The following is a 17227-nucleotide window of genomic DNA, read 5'->3' as shown; positions in this document are numbered from 1 at the left end:
GCGCTCAGTCGATATCCGGCGTGCCCAGTTCCGGGAAGCGTGCCTGCCAAAGCGCTCGCAAGCGGGCAGGGAGCCAGAGGTGCGGCCACAAGCGCCGCAGAACGGCACTGTCGAGCCATCGACTCAAGTCTTCGCTGGATACCGCCTGGTTCAGGACAGTCTGGTACATGAGCTGCAGGTCCCTAGCATCGTCCAGGTCGTAAATGGCATCGCCAGACCAGTCCAGCGAACGGTCGAGGTTCACCATCCCACCGCGAGGGCCACGCAAATCGCTCAGCCGCGCCGGCACGGCACAGTGCCGCTGATCGGCGTACCGCGAACCCGACGGTGCCCGCACTGCCCTCGTCATCGTCCCCATCTCCTGCACCGATCGTAGATTCGAGAACAGCCGCCAGCCATCGACAAGCGCCACGCGCCGGCCCTCCGGCGAGCGGAAGGACCGGCGACGCTGCCACAGCGACGTCCATCTCGCGGACCGCCCGCCACGGTGCCGGCCGCCAGGCGACCGGGTGCACGAACAGTCGCTCCACTCTTCGCAACGGTCAAGTCGACCGCCGAGAGCTACGGCGGACGGAAAACATTGATCCCAGCACGCGCGTACAGAGGAACGGCGCAGCACCACGGCCCGCCGAAAAGGGACGAAAGGTGTTACCTTCCGTCGATGACGGTCGTCTGGGGACTCGACCATGCCGGTGCCTGGCAGCCTTTGGCGGCGAGCCCATACGCCGCCGAGAAGGTGCTGCAAGACCTTGTCGCACAGAGCCCACAGATGCTGCCGTTGGCGGGTTCGCCCCGGTTGACCGTCCTCGGCACTGAGGTGCAGCTCGGGGCGGGGCGGGCCGACATAGTGGCGGTGGAGTCGTCGGGCCGCCTTGTCGTCATCGAAATCAAACTTGCCGACAATCCCGAAGCCCGCCGGGCCGTGGTGTCCCAGATCCTCGCCTACGCCGCCTACCTGCAAGGCCTCGATCCGCAGTACCTCCAGTCGGCCACGCTGGCCGCGCACCTGTCGCGGCTGGGCAACAGCACGATCTGGGAAGCCGTCCGCAACGACGATCAGGAAGCCGCACTCGACGAGGCGGCGTTCGCTGACGGGTTAGCCGACAGCCTGTCCGAGGGCGCCTTCCGCCTGGTCATCGTCCTCGATCAGGTGCCGGACGAATTGGTCCAACTCGTCGGCTATCTCGAACTGGTGACCGACAAGGTCATCATCGATCTGCTCACGATCTCCTCGTACGAGGTCGGCTCGTCGAAGGTCCTGATACCCCAACGGATCGACCCTGGCCGCCGGCAAGCTGAGCTGTCGTCCGCGGAGGCGACAGCACGCCAAGCGAACGCTGCTCAACCAGGGTCACAGGAGTTCCGCGCGGCGATAGCGGAGGCTCCAAGCGAGTTCCGGCCCTTGCTGGAGCGCCTGCTCGCCTGGGCGGAGAGCCTCAACGCGCTGCCGATGATCAAGCTGGAGACCTACCGCGGCAAGAACCAGATCACCACGCTGCTGCCGAGAATCCGCAGCGACAACGCGGGACTGGTCACTATCTACCTGGATCCGAAGACCGCCTGCATCCAGCTCTGGCCGAGCGTCTTCCAACGGCGAGCACCCGCCAGCATTCCCGCGGTCAACAGGGAACTAGGCGCCGAGATGGCTGCGGGCCGGCGGATCCACGAGGTGTCTGACGGACTACTTGCGGCACTCACGTCCGCGTACGAGGAGGCCGCTGGGCCTGCCCGCACCGTTCCGTCAGGCGAGTGAGGTGGTCAGGCCACGCCACCGTGCGCCTCACGGCCAGCTTGACCGCCACCCAGACGTAGTCCGCGGGCGAAGTCACGCCTGGGCCTGAAGGGAAGCACATGGGCAAGTACGACCCTCTCCGAGATCTACTCGCGTCCCGGCAGCTCGACGAGGTCGTGCTTACGTTCGGCGAGGTCGAGAAGCTGGTCGGGCCACTACCGCCCTCCGCGCACGAACACCGAGCCTGGTGGGCGAACGATTCCAAAGTGCAGGCGCAGGCGTGGCGAGCGGCGGGATGGCACGTTGCGGCCATTGACCAGACGACTGGACGGGTCACCTTCGCCCGAGGAACCGTCGGCGGATCGTTCCTGACCCGCCAGGCCGAACCGGCCACCGGCGGCATGCCATGGACGCGCGGAGAGGCCAACGGGCAAGATTTCGGCTCCGACACGACCGAGGAGACCGTGCAGGGCCGCCTCGTCGCGTACCTCGTCAAGGAGGGGTGGCGAATCCTCCGGGTAGCCCATACGGCCACCCGGGAACGAGGGACCGACGTGCTGGCAACCCGCCACGAGCGCACCCTCGCCGTAGAGGTCAAGGGATACCCCAGCCTTACCTACGCGGACCCCCGACGCGCCGGCGAAGTCAAGCCCACCCAACCCGCCACGCAGGCCAGGCACTGGTACGCCCAAGCCGTACTCAAGTGCATGCTCATCCGCGACGAACAGCCGGACGTCGACGTCGCGATGGCCCTTCCCGACGTGCCCGCCTACCGCAGCCTCTTCCAGCGCACGAAGACCAGCTTGCACCGGACCGGAATTAAGGTTCTCTTCGTTGCCGGGGACGGCGGAGTCTCTGGAGGCTAGGGGGGAGGACCGGCGGCGCGCTCACGACAGCGGCGGCGACACACCGTCACGAATCGACGGAGCACCATCGGAGCACCACCGCCCGCAAGGCGGGAAAGTCGGACCATCATGCGGACAACGAAACGGCCCACGCTCCGCGTTTCCGCAGCTCACGGGCCGTTCCAATCCTGCGCGCCCGAAGGGACTCGAACCCCTAACCTTCTGATCCGTAGTCAGATGCTCTATCCATTGAGCTACGGGCGCTTCAGTGCTCCGCCAGCATACACACCGGCCTTACACGCGGAGACTCCGGGATTCGAACCCGGGAGGGGCTTTAAAACCCCAACCGCATTAGCAGTGCGGCGCCATAGACCAGACTAGGCGAAGTCTCCACGGCAGCCCTCAGCTGCCGACGCTTGAGGATACCGGACCCGGTCAGGGCCGCACAAAGAGGTTGCCCACTCGCGCGCGTCCGGGCCATCGCACCGGACTCCAGCAGGTGAAATGCGTGACTTACGACTAGGCTGCCACCCCATGGAGGAGAAGCCGCCCACCGAGCGTCGTGGTCGATCCGCGCGTCCCGCGTTCAGCGCTCCCGAGCAGGCCTCGCCGGAGGAGAAGCCGGCCGCGCCGGCGCCGCGCCGAGCTGCGAAATCGGCCCCCGCGGTCATGTTCCAGCCGCCGAGTGCCGAGAATCACCCGGGCGAGGGTCCGGCATCTGCCTCCACACCGGGCCGTTCGCCCCAAAATCCCCCATCCCGTACGCGTCCCCGCCCGCCCGCCGACGCCGACCAGCCGGCCAAGAAGGCGACGCCCCGCAAGGCCCGCCCCGCGCGCCCCGAGCCCGAGCCCGAGCGCCCCGCAGCCCAGGACGCCCCGGCCAAGGACGCACCAGCCCCGGAGCCGCCCGCCCAGGCGACGGCCACCCCGGAACCGCCCGCCCAAGAGACGGCTAGCTCGGAGACGCCCGCCCAGGAGACGGCCACCCCCGCGCCGCCCGCCCAAGAAACGGCCACCCCGGAACCGCCCGCCCAAGAAACGGCCACCCCGGAGCCGCCCGCCCAGGAGACGCCCACCCAGGCGACCCCGGCCCGCGAGATCCCCGCCCAGCCCGAGCCGCCCGCCGAGGCCACCGCCCCTCACCCGGCGAAGCGCGCCCCGGTGAAGAAGGCAGCTCCAATCAAGAAGGCATCCCCGGCAAAGAAGACGACGCCGGCCAAGCGAGCCCCGCGCAAAGCCATCCCGCCCGCCAAGGCCACCCTCCCGGCCGAGATAAGGCCCGCAGAGACAGAGCCGGCAGCGACGAAGCCCGCGGAACCGACGCCCGCCGCCGCACCAACCCCCGCCGAACCGACGCCCGCCGAGCCGACGCCAAACGAGACGCCTGCTCCTCAAGCGGCAACGGCCCCGGCCGACCGGAAACCAGCGAACCCCACACCCACCCAGGCCGACCAACCCAAAGACACCTGGGCCAAGCTCATAGCCGCCCCCGGCCACGCCCCCGAGCTACTAGCCCTGGCCGCCGTGCAGACCTTTGGCCCCCGGGCCCGGGACTGGGCCGACCGGACCCGCGCCGACTACCCCGCCGCCGACGATCGGGCCGTCGCTCGCCTCGCTCGGCGGCAGTTCACTCGCTTCGGCAGCCTGACCAGCATTCTCGGGGCGGTCGCCGGCTCCTACGCCCCGGTCACCCTGCTCGGGACGGCCGCCGTCACGCACGCCGAGCTCGTTCTGCACGTGGCCGCGGCGTACGGGAAAGATCCGGTTGATCCGGCCCGCGCCGTTGATCTGCTGCTGATCACGCAGGTTCACCCGACCCGGACGGAGGCCGAGGCCGCGCTGGCCGCCGCCCGGCTGCCGGCCTACGAGGACGGCGGGCTCAGTGGGGCGGTCTGGCGGCTGGGTCGCATGATCGCGACGCAGACCGGGGGCTGGGCGGTGCTGCGTCTGGTGAACCGCTGGTTCCCGGGCACCAGCCTGCTCGCCGCCGTGCTGACCGGCACCGCCTCGGCCGAGACGATCGCCGCCCGAGCCGAGACGTATTACAAGGCCGAGACGTATTACGAGGCCTAGAGGTATTACGAGGCCTAGACGTATTGCAAAGAGGCCTACACCTATTACAAAGGGGCCTAGACCCAGGTCAGCCAGGAATGCGGCAACAAGGTGTAACCGACGAACGCCGTGATGTCCAGCAAGCTGTGCGCCACGATCAGCGGCATCACGCGCTTGAACCGCAGGAAGAACAGCGCGAACACCACGCCCATCACGGCGTTTCCGGCGAAGGCGCCGAAGCCCTGGTACAGGTGGTACGACCCGCGCAGCACCGCCGACGCCACGACGATCCACCCCAGCGGGACGGACATCGACTTGAGGCGCGTGATCAGGTAACCGACCACGATCACCTCCTCGAGCACCGCGTTCTCGAGGGCGGACAGGATCAGGACCGGGATCGACCACCAGTGCGCCGCCAGGGCCGAAGGCACGATCTGGGCGTTGAGGCCGAGCAGCTTGGCGACGTACACCAGACCGAGGCCGGGAATCCCGATGCCGGCGGCCAGCAACGCGCCCCAGCCGAGATCGAAGCCCGGCCGGTCGAGGGAGATGCCGAGCGTGCGGCGCACCGAGATGCGGTCGCGCATGAGCAGATAGAGGGCCAGGGCCACCGGCACGAGATCGAAGAAGATGCCGAGCAGCTGATAGGTGAGATCGAGGTACGGCCGCGGCGACACCGACGCGTTCAGAACGGCCGCCTGCGACGAGAGCGGCTTGCCCGCCGTGAGCTTCGCGATCAGCGAGACCACCGCGTAGATGGCCGACTGGCCGAGCGACAGCAGCAGGACGATGGCGATTTCGACGCTGAGGACGCGCCGGCCCGGCTGGACTCGATCTAGGGTCACGCGACAACTCTAGGGGCGATCACCCGAAGGAGACCGCTCGCCTAAGCACAAACGGACCTATCCGGGCAAGCGACGCGCCGCGTATTGAGATGAGTCGCACTTTTGGTGCGTCGGGTAACCGATTGAGCTGACCACCCTGAATGGCATGGGAGACCTCGCACGCATCCTCAAGGAGAGCTGGAGTCTCGTCGAGGAGCAGCAGGACAAGGTCGCCGGCTATTTCTACGCCCGCATGTTCCTGTCCTATCCGGACCTGCGCGACCTGTTCCCGGTCCAGATGGACCTGCAGCGCTCCCGCCTGCTCAACGCGATCGTCACCGCGGTGCAGACCCTGGACGACCCGGAGAAGTTCGACGACTACCTGAAGGGGCTCGGCCGGGATCACCGGAAGTTCCACGTGGAACCCGAGCACTACGAGGTGGTCGGCGGCGCGTTGATCGAGGCGATGCGCTGGCACGCGGGCGAGCAGTGGAGCATCGAGTACGACCAGGCCTGGGCCGACGCGTACGCGGTGATCGCCGCCCGCATGCTCGCGGGCGCCGATGCCGATCCCAACCCGCCCTATTGGTACGGCGAAGTGGTCGCGCACGAGCGCCGCGCTCAGGACATCGCGGTCTTCACGGTCCAGCCGTTGCAGCCCCTCGACTTCCGCGCCGGGCAGTACCTGAGCCTGGAGTGCCCGAAATACCAGCCGCGCATGTGGCGCACGTACTCGGTGGCGAACGCGCCCCGAAAAGACAACACCCTGGAGTTTCACGTACGCGCATTGGGCGCCGGCTGGGTGTCGAGCGCGCTCGTGCGAAGGCTCGCCGTCGGCGACATGATCAAGCTGGCTGCACCGATGGGCAGCATGAACCTGGATCGCCGCTCGACCCGGGACGCGGTCTTCATCGCCGGGGGCACCGGACTCGCCCCGATAAAGTCGCTGCTCGAGGAGCTGACCCGGTACAACCGGACCCGCTGGGTGCACGTCTTCTTCGGCGCCCGCAACCGGGAGGACCTCTACGACCTGGCCGACCTCAACCGGCTCGCCGCCCGCTATCCGTGGCTGTCGGTGGTGACCGCGTGCAGCGACGACCCGACGTTCCCCGGCGAGGCGGGCAACATCTCGGACGTGGTCGCGCGCTACGGCCCGTGGAGCGATCACGACTTCTTCGTCTCCGGATCGGGCCAGATGGTGAAGGCCACGCTCAAGACGCTGGCCGAGCTTCAGGTCCCGTCAATCCGGATAAAATACGACAGCTTCAGCAACATGGGCTAGTAATCCCACGGCTGCCCTGTTTGCTGGTATTCCGCCACTGGCACCAGGTTCGACTCGGCGCTCATCCGGTCGACGTAGAGCCGACCCTCGAGGTGGTCGATCTCGTGCGCCACGAGCCGGGCCATCGCCCGCTCGAACGACGTGATCACCCGCGCGCCGTCGTAGCGGGCGTGCTCGACCTCGATCCGGAGCGGCCGCTTCACCAGGCCGCGGTAGTCGAAGAAGGACAGACACCCCTCGTACTGCTCGTCCCGGTCGCCGGACTCCCCGACGATCCTCGGGTTGAGCAGGACCACTGGCTCGGCGCCACGGTCGGTCGGGCGTACGACCGCGGCCGCCACCGACCGCCCGATCTGCGGCGCCGCGAGGCCGACCCCCTTGCTGAAGTCGTGCAGGTCTTCGAGCCGGCGCAGCGAGGCGAGCAGCGCGTTGACCGCGTCCCGGGCCTCCGCCTCCTCGCGCGGCAGCTGGAAGTGCCGGGCGCGCTGCCGCAGCAGGTCCGAGCCGCGCTGCACGATCCCGATCCCGCGCATCTGCTTGGAGGCGCGGCGGTGGCCGTTGTGCTGGGCCGGGGCGAACTCCGCGTACGAGGGCGCGCCCGGCCCGCGGAACCGCCACTCCAGCCGGTAGCGGGCGTTGAGCAGGGGCGCGTCGGTGGACCACTCGAAGATGGCCCGGCCGTCCTCCTCGTGCCGCTCGAGCGGGGTGCGGACCGGCACCTCGGCCGCCAGCGACGTCTCGACGCCCCAGACCTGCGGGTCGAAGACGGCGGGGAAGTTCAGGCTTACGGTCAGCCGCCGGGTGGGCAGGCGCACGGCCCGCTGGAACCACTGTCCCCACTTCTCGGCGCCGACCGTGTACGCGTACTCGATGACCGTCCGCCGCCCGGGGTAGAGCGGGAACTGCCCGTGCTCGTTCGCGAAGAGCAGCCACACCTCCTTGGCCGCGTCCCGGTCGAGCTTGACCCGCCACTGCATCGCCTCGCCCGCGCCACCCTCGCCGGCCACGGCCTCGAGATCCATCTCCTCGAAGGTGAGCGGGTGCTCGCGGTGATGCCGGTTCGAGCCGGCCGGATCGTGCGGGTAGCGGTCCACGGCGATCTTCACGAGGTATCGCGTGACGGGCTCGGCGCCCGCGTTGTAGAGGTTGCGCCGGATCCGGCAGCGGTAGGCGCCGTCGGCGTACGTGAGCTCGGCGACCTCCTGCTCCACGATCAGCCCGGTTCCGGGGGGAAGCCACTGCACCGGCACCGGCGGGTCGCGGTGCAACGTCGTGCCCCGGGCGTGGCGCAGCTCGTCGTACTCCTGGAAGCGCTGCCAGATCACTCCACCCGCACCGAGGACCGCCTCTGCCCGGCGGGCGAAGTCCTCGGTCGGCTTATGTCGGCGGCCCTCGACGTGGCTTACATAGGAAGGGTCGAATCCCATGCGCGCGGCAAGCTGCTTCTTGCTCATCCCGCGCTCGACCCGCCAATGCGCCAGCGCCGTAACAAATTGGTCAGCGGCCCGCTCGACGGGCGAGGTGGTCATCATCGATGTCCCCTTCGCGACGAGAATTTAAGTGTCACCGCCGCCTCGTGTCCGCAAGGTGCTAGTAGCGCGTAGCCGACAGATACCTTGACGAATCCGGCAACGCATCAACGCACGGTTAGGCAACCCTTGCCGAGGGCATTCGTCCGAAAGATCGGGTTGGCCCCGTTGGTTAGGCTAGCCTTAGAGGTGTACGGTGGGTCGTCTTGAAGCTTCCGGACACCAGGCTGTGTGACGAGGTATGGCGAGGTGAGAGCGATGACCCAGTCCGGCATGTCGCCCGCCGCGCCGCGGAGTGGTAGCCGTCAGTGACCACGACCGCCCTCCGCCACCGCACCCTTCACGAGCCACTGGCCCCGGTCACCGCGACCCTTGACGCGATGTTCGGCACGAGCACCGCGATCCCCGGTCTCGCGCCCGGCCTCCTCGTCCGTGACCCGGCCGGCTGGCGTCCCGCCGTCGACCTGGTGGCCGATCTCGATCTCCTGCTGAACGCCGCGGGCAAGCGGTGGAACGCGCAGCCGCACGCCGCGGCCGCGATGGCCTGGAAGGCGTACACCTACTGGGTCGCGCTGCCGGCCGTCCTCGGTTACGCCTCGGCCCGCCGGGTGCCGCTGCTGACCGGCGAGAACGTGCTCGTGCACTTCGACGACCCGCGCCCGCTGATCACGCTCGGGCTGCGCGCCGACACCCCCGTGGCGGTCCTGGCCACCGATCCCCTCGCGCTGAGCGGTCTTTCGCACGTACGCGTGGTGCCCGACGAGGACGCCCTGCTGGCCGAGCTGCGCCGGTCGCTCCTCGACGAGCACCTCACGCCGCTGCTCAACGCCATCCACACCCGGGTCCGCCTGGGCACGCGCACGCTGCTGGGCTCGCTCTCGTCGGGCGTGGCCTACGGCGTGCTGCGGTCGGCCGACGTGCTGCCCGGCCCCTCGGCCGAGACGATCGCCCGGCTGCACGAGGCGCTGGGGGTCGAGGACCTGATCGACCTGGTCCCCGACGCGGCGGGCAAGCTCGACGTGCAGCGCAAGACGTGCTGCCTGGCCTTTACGCTGCCCAACCCCAAGGTCTGCCGGGGCTGCTGCATCAAGTAGTTTTGTGGAGAGGTCTCCACTAACGATGGGCAGCGGCATGGTCCGGTCGGACGCTCGCGAGAACAGGGCTCGCATCCTGGCGGCCGCCCGCCAGGCATTCGCCGAGGACAGCGACACCTCGATGAACCAGATCGCGCAGCGGGCCGGCGTCGGGCCCGGCACGCTGTATCGCAACTACCCCTCGCGCGAGGCGCTGATCCTCGACATCTACCAGGACGAGGTCGATCGGCTCACCGGCTCGGTGCCGGAGCTGCTCGCCACGCTGACGCCGGTGGAGGCGCTGCGGCGCTGGACGGTCGAGCTCGTGGACGCGATGCGCAAGAAGCACGCCCTCGGCGCCGCGCTCAGCCCGAACGCGCACAAGTCGATCACCGAGCAGACCTACGACCCGGTCATTGCCGCGATCACTCAGCTGCTCGCGGCCGGCAAGAGCGCGGGCAGCGTCCGCGCCGATGCCGAGCCCGGCGACTTCCTGCAGCTCACGGGCGCCCTCTGGCGGGCCGATCCGGAGCGGACCGAGCCGATGCTGGCGCTGATCCTGGACGGTCTCGGCACTCTTCCGGAGAAGTCTCCGCTTATCCCTTGAATAAGTGGAGAGGTCTCCGCTACCTTGAAGCAGACACTTCGAGGAGGGCAAGATGGCCGAGATTCTGGTGACCGGCGGGTCGGGCTACATCGGAAGCTGGTGCACGCTGGCGCTGCTCGACGCCGGCCACTCCGTGCGCACCACGGTGCGCGACCTGGCGCGCGAGCCGCAGGTGCGCGCGCTGGCCGGCGGCGGGAGGCTGAGCGTCGTACGCGCCGATCTCCAGCGCGACGAGGGCTGGCGCGAGGCGGCGGCCGGATGCGACGCGGTGCTGCACGTCGCGTCGCCCACGCTGACCCGGCTGCCGCGCACCGCCGACGAGATGGTCCGGCCGGCCGTCGACGGCACTCTGCGGGTGCTGCGCGCGGCGCACGGCGCGGGCGTGCGGCGGGTCGTCATGACCTCGGCGATCGGCGCGGTCGCCTACGGTCACCCGCCGCGCGACACCCCGTTCACCGAGCGGGACTGGACGAACGTGGACGGCGGCATCGCGCCGTACCAGAGATCGAAGACGCTGGCCGAGCGCGCCGCCTGGGATTTCGTGGCCGGCGAGGGGCGCGGGCTCGAGCTGGCCACGGTCAACCCGACGGCCGTGCTCGGACCGGTCCTCGGCCCGGACTACTCGCCGTCGCTCGGTGGCATCGCCCGCATGCTCGACGGATCGATGCCGACGCTCCTGCCGTTCGCGTCGGGCTATGTCGACGTACGCGATGTGGCGTCCCTGCACCTGCTGGCGATGACCGAGCCGGCCGCCGCGGGCGAGCGGTTCATCGCGACCGCCGGCCACAGCCTGTGGCAGCGCGACGTCGCCGCCGTCCTGCGCGAGCGGCTCGGCGAGCGGGCGGCCAAGGTGCCGGCCCGGGAGATGCCGGTGTGGGTCGCGCGCGGGCTGGCCCGGGTCGATCCTCGGATGCGGGCGCTGCGCCAGCTGCTGGGCCGCAACCTCGACGCGACGTCGGCGAAGGCCGAGCGCCTGCTCGGCTGGAAGGCCCGCCCGATCGAGGACACGATCGCCGAGACGGCCGAGAGCCTGCTGGCGCTAGCGAAGTGACGGCAGTTCCACCGTCACGCGCAGGCCGCCGGCCGGTCGGGCGGCGACCGACAGCGTCCCGTCGTGGGCCTGCACGATGCTCTTGACGATGGCCAGGCCGAGGCCGACGCCCGCGTGGTCGGTGTGGAGGCGCGTGCTGCCCCGGTGAAACGGCTCGACCAGCATCTCGACCAGCTCCGGGGTGAGGACCTCGCCCGTGTTCTCGACCGTCAGCGTCACCGCCGTGGGCCCGACCGCGGTCGTGACCCGGACGGTGCCCTCGGCGGGCAGGTTGTGGACGATCGCGTTGTGCACCAGGTTCATGGTCATCTGCAGCAGCAGTGCCGGGGATCCGCTGGTGAGAGCCACCTCGCCGGCGGCCTCGACGGTGACGCCGTTCTTGCCGGCCAGCGGGAGCAGGGTCTCGGTGGCCTCCTCGGCGGCCAGCGACAGGTCGACCCGCTCGGGGGTGAAGGACCGTTGATCGGCGCGGCTCAGCAGGAGCAGCGCCTCGGTCAGGTCGATCGCCCGGGTGTTGATGACCTGGAGGCGGTCGACCAGCTCGCCGGTCACCCGGGCCGGATCCTTGCGGGCGACATCGAGCAGCGTCTGCGTGATCGCCAGCGGGGTGCGCAGCTCGTGGGAGGCGTTGGCCGCGAAGCGCTGCTGCTCGGCGACCTGGGCCTCGAGCCGGTTGAGCATGCCGTCGAAGGCGTCGGCGAGCTCGCGGAACTCGTCGTTGCGGCCCTGCAGCTCGATGCGGTGGGACAGCGATCCGGTCGCGGCCCTGCGGGTCGCCTCGGTGATCCGGGTCAGGGGCGCGAGCATCCGGCCGGCCAGGATCCAGCCGCCCACGAGCCCGAAGACCAGCAGGAACCCCAGCACCGCGGCCGCCCGCGGCGCGAACACGCGCAGCAGGACCGACCGGACCGGGAAGACACCGTGGGTGATGGAGTCGGCGTTGACGATCAGGGCGCGGTCGGGGACGTAGCGCAGCAGGAACACCCAGACGGCGGCGAGCAGCAGGCCGCCCGCGACCATGAGGAATCCGGCGTAGCTGAGGGTGAGTTTGAGGCGGGCGCTCACCGGACGTCTCCGGCGTCGATGCGGTAGCCGACGCCGGCCACGGTGGCGATGATCCAGGGCGGGCCGAGCCGCTTGCGCAGCGCCGAGACGGTGATGCGGACGGCGTTGGTGAACGGGTCGGCGTTCTCGTCCCACGCCCGTTCCAGCAGCTCCTCGGCGCTGACGACGCCACCCTCGGCGGCGACCAGCACCTCGAGCACCGCGAACTGCTTGCGGGTGAGCGCCACGTACCGGCCGTCGCGGTAGACCTCGCGGCGGAACGGGTCCAGACGCAGGCCGGCTATCTCGCGTACGGGAGGTCGATGGTGTGCGCGCCGCCGGTCGAGCGCCCGAAGCCGGAGCACGAGCTCCTGAAGCTCGAACGGCTTGGTCAGATAGTCGTCGGCGCCGAGCTCGAACCCGGAGGCCTTGTCGTCGAGCCGGTCGGCGGCGGTGAGCATGAGGATGGGCATGCCGGTGCCGGACGCGACGATGCGTTCGGCGATCTCATCGCCGGAGGGACCCGGAATATCGCGATCAAGAACGGCGATGTCGTACGCGTTGACGCTCAGCAGCCCCAGAGCGGTATCGCCATCACCGGCGATGTCGGCCGCGATCGCCTCGAGGCGCAGGCCATCGCGAATGCCTTCGGCCATCCAGGGCTCGTCCTCGACGATCAACACGCGCACGTGCGATTTTAACGAGCCGGCGCATATCGCGGGCGTATGGAAAACCGCATACGGCTCGGCAACACCACGCCCTTTTGACTGGCGGTATGAGTCGCAAACTACGACCGCTGGCCGTCGTCGTCCTGGCCACCCTGATCGCCGCGGGCTGTTCGAAGTCGCCCGCGACGACCGATTCCGCCGACGGCACGCACGAGCGGGCGGTGAAGTTCGCCCAGTGCATGCGGGACAACGGCGTCCAGGACTTCCCGGATCCGGACGGGTCGGGCGAGCTGACCGCCGACGGGGTGGCGAACAACTCGTCGGTCGACACCAGCAGCGCGGCGTGGAACAAGGCCATGGACGCCTGCAAGGACCTGGTGCCGGCCGGCTTCACCGGCCACAAGCGGACCGCCGAGCAGCAGCAGTACGCCCTCAAGTTCGCCCAGTGCATGCGCGACAACGGCATCAAGGACTTCCCCGATCCCACGCCGGACGGCGCCCTCATCGACACGAACCGCATCCCGTCCGCCGCCGGGCGCGGTGCCAAGGACATCCCGGGGTTCACGGCCGCGACCGACAAGTGCGGCGATCTCCTGTCCGGCGCGCTGGACAAGCAGAAGTGAGGCGGACGACCTGGTTGGCGGCCGGCGCTGCGGTCCTCGTGGTCGCCGCTCTGGTGATCCCGCGGCAGGAGACTCGGGCAGCGCCGAAGGAAGCGGCCGCGAACACCGCGCCGGTGACGAAGGGCGCGCTCTCCGCCCGGATCCTGATGTACGGGACGCTGGCCTACCGCTCCCCCTCCTCGGTGATCAACAAGGCCGGCGGGACCTACACGTCGCTGCCCGCGGAAGGCGACAAGATCGGCTGCGGCGATGTGTTCTACCGGGTCGACGACAAACCGGTGCTGCTGCTGTGCGGCGACGTCCCCGCCTACCGCGACCTACACGAGGGCGTGACCGGGAACGACGTACGCCAGCTGAATGGGAATTTGCATCAGCTCGGCTTCGACGCCGACCCTCGGTCCGCCGCGTTCTCGGGCAAGACGCGGAAGGCGCTGGAGGCTCTCCAGCGCGAGAGAGGCGCCGACGCGACCGGAAAGCTCGGCGCCGGCAACGCGGTCTTCCTGCCCGGGCCGGCGCGGATCGCCAAGGTGATCGGCACGCCCGGCGGCCCCGCGCGCTCGGGAGCCGAGGTCGCGCAGGCCACTTCCGACACGCTCGAGGTGCAGCTGGCGCTCGACCCCTCGCAGCAGGCCGAGGTGACGAAGGGCGTCCGCGCGCAGATCACGCTGCCCGACAACAAGACCGTGCCGGGAAGGGTGGACCGGATCGGGCGGGTCGCCCAGGTTCCCGACGGCCAGTCCGGGGCCGCGACCATCCCCGCCTACCTCAGCCTCGACGACCCGCCGAAGACGGGCGGACTCGACCGGGCCCCGGTCCAGGTCGGCATCACGACCACGGGGGTGGAGAACGCGCTGAGCGTCCCGGTCACCGCGATCGTCGGGAAGTCCGGCGGCGGGTTCGCGGTCGAGGTGGTGCGGGCCGGCGGGACGCGAGGGCTGGTCGCCGTGAAGCTGGGCCTGTTCGACACCGCCGGCGGCCGGGTCCAGGTCGAGGGCGATGTGCACGAGGGCGACGAAGTGGTGGTGCCGTCGCTATGAGCGTCCTGGAACTGGACGGGGTGACCAAGGTCTACGGCGAGCAGCCCCCGGTCGCCGCCCTCCGCGGGGTGTCGTTCTCGATCGAGCGGGGCGAGCTGGTGGCGATCGTCGGGCCGTCCGGGTCGGGCAAGTCGACGCTCCTGCACGTCATGGGCACGCTGGAGCGGCCGAGCAGCGGCGTGGTCCGGATCGGCGGGGTCGACGCGGCGCGGCTGAGCGACCGCGAGGTGTCGCTGCTGCGAGCGCGGGAGATCGGATTCGTCTTCCAGCAGTTCTTCCTGGCCGAGCACGCCACCGTACGGGAGAACGTCGCCGACGGGCTCCTCTACGCCGGCGTCCCGGCCGCCGAGCGGTACCGGCGCGCGGACGAGGCCCTCGAACGCGTCGGGCTCGCCGATCGCGCGAAGTTCAAGCCCACCAAGATCTCGGGAGGGCAGCGGCAGCGGGTGGCGATCGCCCGGGCCCTGGTCGGGCGCCCGGCCATCGTGCTCGCCGACGAGCCGACCGGGAACCTCGACAGCGCCACCGGCGCATCGATCATGGAGCTCATCCGCGAGCTCAACGCGGAGGGCGCCACCATCGTCATGATCACGCACGACACCGCCCTCGCCGACCGGCTGCCGCGCCGGATCCGGTTGCTCGACGGGCAGGTGGCCCGATGAGCGTCCGTCTGCGGCCGAAGGACGCGCTGCGGGTGGCCAGTGTCGGGCTGCGGGCCCGGCCGCTGCGCGCCGCGCTGTCCGCGCTCGGCATCGCGATCGGGACGGCGGCGATCGTGGGGGTCCTCGGGCTGTCCGCGTCCTCGCAGGCCGGGCTGCTGGCGGAGATCGACCAGCTCGGCACGAACATGCTGACCGCCGAGGCCGGCCAGAGCCTCACCGGCGGCCCGGCGAAGCTGCCGCTCGAGGCGCAGGCGCGGATCACGCATCTCGGCGACGTCGAGCAGGTGGCGGACACCGCCGTGCTGAAGGACGAGAAGGTCTACCGGAGCTCGGTGGTGCCGAAGGGCAACACCGGCGGCCTCCAGGTGCGGGCCACCAGCCTGAACCTGCCGTCCGTGCTGCGCACCGGCATCGCCCGCGGAAGCTGGCTCAACGAGGGCACCGCCGGCGAGCCGGTCGCGGTGCTCGGCGCGGTCGCCGCCCAGCGGCTCGGCATCGAGCGGATCCACCCCGATCAGCGAATCTGGCTGGGCGACCAGTGGTTCAACGTCGCCGGCGTCCTGGGGCCGGCGCCGCTGGAGCCGGACATCGACAACAGCGCCCTCGTCGGCTATCCGGCCGCCCGGACGTACCTCGGCTACCTCAGCGTGACCGACGGCGGGACGACGGTTGGCCCGGCAAGCTCGATCTACGTCCGTGCCACGATCGACCGGGTCGCCGCGGTGCAGTCGCTGCTCGCGCCGACCGCCAACCCCTCGGCGCCGAACGAGGTGAACGTCAGCCAGCCGTCCGACGCGCTCACGGCGCGGGCCGCCGCGGCCGGCGCGTTCGACAGCCTCTTCCTGGGACTGGGCGTGGTAGCCCTGATTGTCGGCGCCGTCGGCGTCGCCAACATCATGATTATCTCGGTCCTGGAGCGCCGCTCCGAGATCGGCTTGCGCCGCGCCCTCGGCGCAACACAGGCCCAGATCCGAACCCAGTTCCTGGCCGAGTCCATCTTGCTGGCCGTCATCGGCGGCGCAATCGGCGTGCTCGCCGGCGCTCTGGCAACGGCGGTCTACGCCGGCGCCAAGAACTGGACCGTCGTGGTCCCGGTCGAGGCATGGTCGGGCGGCATCGCCTCGGCCCTCCTGATCGGAGCGTTCGCCGGCCTGCTGCCGGCCATCCGTGCGTCCCGCATGCCACCGACCGTCGCCCTGCGGACCGTATGAGCGGAGCGGCTAGTAGCGGCCGCCCTCCGGGGCCGGGATCGCGTTCAGCTCGGCCAAGTCGGCCTCCGCGAGCTTCACGTCGGCCGCGCCCGCGTTGTCGAGCAAGTACTTCGGGGTCTTCGTGCCGGGGATCGGAATGACCCGGTCGCCCTGGGCGAGCACCCACGCCAGCGCGACCTGGGCCGGCGTCGCGCCCGCTCGGGTGGCGACGGCGCGCACCCGGCCGACGATCGCCAGGTTGGCCTCGAGGGTCTCGCGCTGGAAGCGGGGCAGGCGGCGGCGGAAGTCGTCCTCGGGCAGGTCGTCGAAGGACGCGAAGCGGCCGGCCAGGAAACCGCGGCCCAGGGGCGAGAACGGCAGGAAGGCGATCCCCCGCGCCGCGCAGTACGGCAGCACCTCGGCCAGCGCGTCGCGGGTCCAGAGCGACAGCTCCGACTGCACCGAGGCCACCGGGTGCACCGACTGCGCCCGCGAGATCTCGTCGACGCCCACCTCGGAGAGGCCGATCCGGCGCGCCTTGCCGGACGCCACCACCTCGGCCATCGCTCCCCAGGTCTCCTCGATCGGCACCTCGGGGTCGACCCGGTGCAGCTGGTAGAGGTCGACGTGGTCGGTGCCGAGGCGGCGCAGGCTGGCGTCGATCGACTCGCGGATGTACTCGGGCCGGCCGTTGCGGACCATGCCCGGTGAGCTGTCGCCGGGCGTCGAGCCCAGGGCCGAGACCAGGCCGACCTTCGTCGCCAGCACCGCCCGCTCGCGATGACCGCCGGCGAGCGCGCGCCCGACCAGTTCCTCGTTGGTGTGCGGCCCGTAGACGTCGGCCGTGTCGATCAGCGTCATGCCCCGATCCAGGGCCTCGTGGATGACCCGGATGGAGGTCTCGTCGTCGCGCGCGGCCGACATGTCGTACGCGTGCGTCATGCCCATGCACCCGAGGCCGATGACGCCCACCGAGGGTCCGCCATCGCCCAGCGTCGTGTTCCGCAT

The 17227-nt window shown here is 70.3% G+C and carries 17 protein-coding genes and 2 tRNA genes; 11 read left to right on the top strand and 8 right to left on the bottom strand.

What is annotated here, in order from left to right:
* Window positions 1–4 precede the first annotated feature (4 nt).
* Window positions 5–412: a hypothetical protein gene (locus tag ACZ6TB_RS24920; RefSeq protein ID WP_465557479.1), complete on the bottom strand. Its 408-nt coding sequence runs from the start codon at window positions 410–412 to the stop codon at window positions 5–7.
* A 249-nt stretch (window positions 413–661) separates the two neighbouring features.
* Here ACZ6TB_RS24920 and ACZ6TB_RS24915 point away from each other — a divergent pair, with 249 nt between their 5' ends.
* Window positions 662–1753 (top strand): hypothetical protein, encoded by a 1092-nt coding sequence (locus ACZ6TB_RS24915; protein WP_465557477.1) that lies wholly within the window; start codon window positions 662–664, stop codon window positions 1751–1753.
* A 98-nt stretch (window positions 1754–1851) separates the two neighbouring features.
* On the top strand, window positions 1852–2598 hold the full coding sequence (locus ACZ6TB_RS24910) for a DUF7662 domain-containing protein (RefSeq protein ID WP_465557476.1): 747 nt from the start codon (window positions 1852–1854) through the stop codon (window positions 2596–2598).
* A gap of 170 nt (window positions 2599–2768) precedes the next feature.
* Here the strand turns inward: ACZ6TB_RS24910 and ACZ6TB_RS24905 are convergent.
* Window positions 2769–2841, bottom strand: a tRNA-Arg gene (locus tag ACZ6TB_RS24905).
* 37 nt (window positions 2842–2878) lie between these two features.
* Window positions 2879–2969 (bottom strand) — tRNA-Ser (locus ACZ6TB_RS24900).
* Window positions 2970–4101: 1132 nt separating this feature from the next.
* Between ACZ6TB_RS24900 and ACZ6TB_RS24895 the strand changes: the two genes are divergently transcribed.
* Window positions 4102–4650 carry a hypothetical protein gene (locus ACZ6TB_RS24895; RefSeq protein WP_465557475.1) on the top strand — a complete coding sequence of 183 codons (549 nt, stop codon included), beginning with the start codon at window positions 4102–4104 and terminating at the stop codon, window positions 4648–4650.
* A gap of 56 nt (window positions 4651–4706) precedes the next feature.
* Here the strand turns inward: ACZ6TB_RS24895 and ACZ6TB_RS24890 are convergent, their stop codons facing one another.
* Window positions 4707–5474, bottom strand: a complete 768-nt coding sequence (locus tag ACZ6TB_RS24890; protein ID WP_465557473.1) for a CPBP family intramembrane glutamic endopeptidase — start codon at window positions 5472–5474, stop codon at window positions 4707–4709.
* A gap of 145 nt (window positions 5475–5619) precedes the next feature.
* Here ACZ6TB_RS24890 and ACZ6TB_RS24885 point away from each other — a divergent pair, with 145 nt between their 5' ends.
* Complete coding sequence (locus tag ACZ6TB_RS24885) at window positions 5620–6735, top strand: globin domain-containing protein (protein WP_465557471.1); 1116 nt, start codon at window positions 5620–5622, stop codon at window positions 6733–6735.
* On the opposite strand, the gene ACZ6TB_RS24880 is transcribed toward ACZ6TB_RS24885, so the two are convergent.
* Window positions 6732–8264, bottom strand: a complete 1533-nt coding sequence (locus tag ACZ6TB_RS24880; protein WP_465557952.1) for a peptide deformylase — start codon at window positions 8262–8264, stop codon at window positions 6732–6734. The genes ACZ6TB_RS24885 and ACZ6TB_RS24880 overlap by 4 nt on opposite strands.
* 380 nt (window positions 8265–8644) lie before the next feature.
* Between ACZ6TB_RS24880 and ACZ6TB_RS24875 the strand changes: the two genes are divergently transcribed.
* From ACZ6TB_RS24875 to ACZ6TB_RS24865, 3 genes are read left to right on the top strand one after another with little or no spacing between them, the layout of a single operon-like run.
* Window positions 8645–9358 (top strand): IucA/IucC family C-terminal-domain containing protein, encoded by a 714-nt coding sequence (locus ACZ6TB_RS24875; RefSeq protein WP_465557469.1) that lies wholly within the window; start codon window positions 8645–8647, stop codon window positions 9356–9358.
* 37 nt (window positions 9359–9395) lie between these two features.
* Entirely contained in the window at window positions 9396–9944 is a 549-nt protein-coding gene (locus ACZ6TB_RS24870; RefSeq protein WP_465557467.1) for a TetR/AcrR family transcriptional regulator, read from the top strand.
* 52 nt (window positions 9945–9996) lie between these two features.
* Window positions 9997–10995 carry an SDR family oxidoreductase gene (locus ACZ6TB_RS24865; protein WP_465557465.1) on the top strand — a complete coding sequence of 333 codons (999 nt, stop codon included), beginning with the start codon at window positions 9997–9999 and terminating at the stop codon, window positions 10993–10995.
* Here ACZ6TB_RS24865 and ACZ6TB_RS24860 read toward each other — a convergent pair.
* Together ACZ6TB_RS24860 and ACZ6TB_RS24855 are read right to left on the bottom strand one after the other, a co-directional pair.
* Window positions 10984–12060: a sensor histidine kinase gene (locus tag ACZ6TB_RS24860; protein ID WP_465557463.1), complete on the bottom strand. Its 1077-nt coding sequence runs from the start codon at window positions 12058–12060 to the stop codon at window positions 10984–10986. The two genes, ACZ6TB_RS24865 and ACZ6TB_RS24860, sit on opposite strands and share 12 nt — an antisense overlap.
* Window positions 12057–12728 carry a response regulator transcription factor gene (locus ACZ6TB_RS24855; RefSeq protein WP_465557461.1) on the bottom strand — a complete coding sequence of 224 codons (672 nt, stop codon included), beginning with the start codon at window positions 12726–12728 and terminating at the stop codon, window positions 12057–12059. The genes ACZ6TB_RS24860 and ACZ6TB_RS24855 overlap by 4 nt, the downstream gene beginning before the upstream one ends.
* Window positions 12729–12814: 86 nt before the next feature.
* On the opposite strand from ACZ6TB_RS24855, the gene ACZ6TB_RS24850 reads away from it, so the two are divergent.
* Genes ACZ6TB_RS24850 through ACZ6TB_RS24835 form a run of 4 tightly spaced genes read left to right on the top strand, consistent with a single transcriptional unit; the run spans window position 12815 to window position 16240 of the window.
* Window positions 12815–13330 (top strand): hypothetical protein, encoded by a 516-nt coding sequence (locus ACZ6TB_RS24850; protein ID WP_465557459.1) that lies wholly within the window; start codon window positions 12815–12817, stop codon window positions 13328–13330.
* Window positions 13327–14367, top strand: coding sequence for a peptidoglycan-binding protein (locus tag ACZ6TB_RS24845; RefSeq protein ID WP_465557457.1), 1041 nt, complete (start codon window positions 13327–13329; stop codon window positions 14365–14367). Before ACZ6TB_RS24850 ends, ACZ6TB_RS24845 begins: the two co-directional genes overlap by 4 nt.
* Window positions 14364–15029 (top strand): ABC transporter ATP-binding protein, encoded by a 666-nt coding sequence (locus ACZ6TB_RS24840; protein WP_465557455.1) that lies wholly within the window; start codon window positions 14364–14366, stop codon window positions 15027–15029. The genes ACZ6TB_RS24845 and ACZ6TB_RS24840 overlap by 4 nt, the downstream gene beginning before the upstream one ends.
* A complete protein-coding gene (locus tag ACZ6TB_RS24835) occupies window positions 15026–16240 on the top strand; it encodes an ABC transporter permease (RefSeq protein WP_465557453.1) in 1215 nt (404 codons plus the stop codon). Before ACZ6TB_RS24840 ends, ACZ6TB_RS24835 begins: the two co-directional genes overlap by 4 nt.
* A 9-nt stretch (window positions 16241–16249) precedes the next feature.
* On the opposite strand, the gene ACZ6TB_RS24830 is transcribed toward ACZ6TB_RS24835, so the two are convergent.
* Window positions 16250–17227: an aldo/keto reductase gene (locus tag ACZ6TB_RS24830; protein ID WP_465557451.1), complete on the bottom strand. Its 978-nt coding sequence runs from the start codon at window positions 17225–17227 to the stop codon at window positions 16250–16252.

It is taken from the genome of Actinoplanes sp. NPDC051537 (assembly GCF_055586105.1).
The sequence above is the reverse complement of the archived record's forward strand: the minus strand, read 5'-3'. Positions and strand labels throughout refer to the sequence as shown.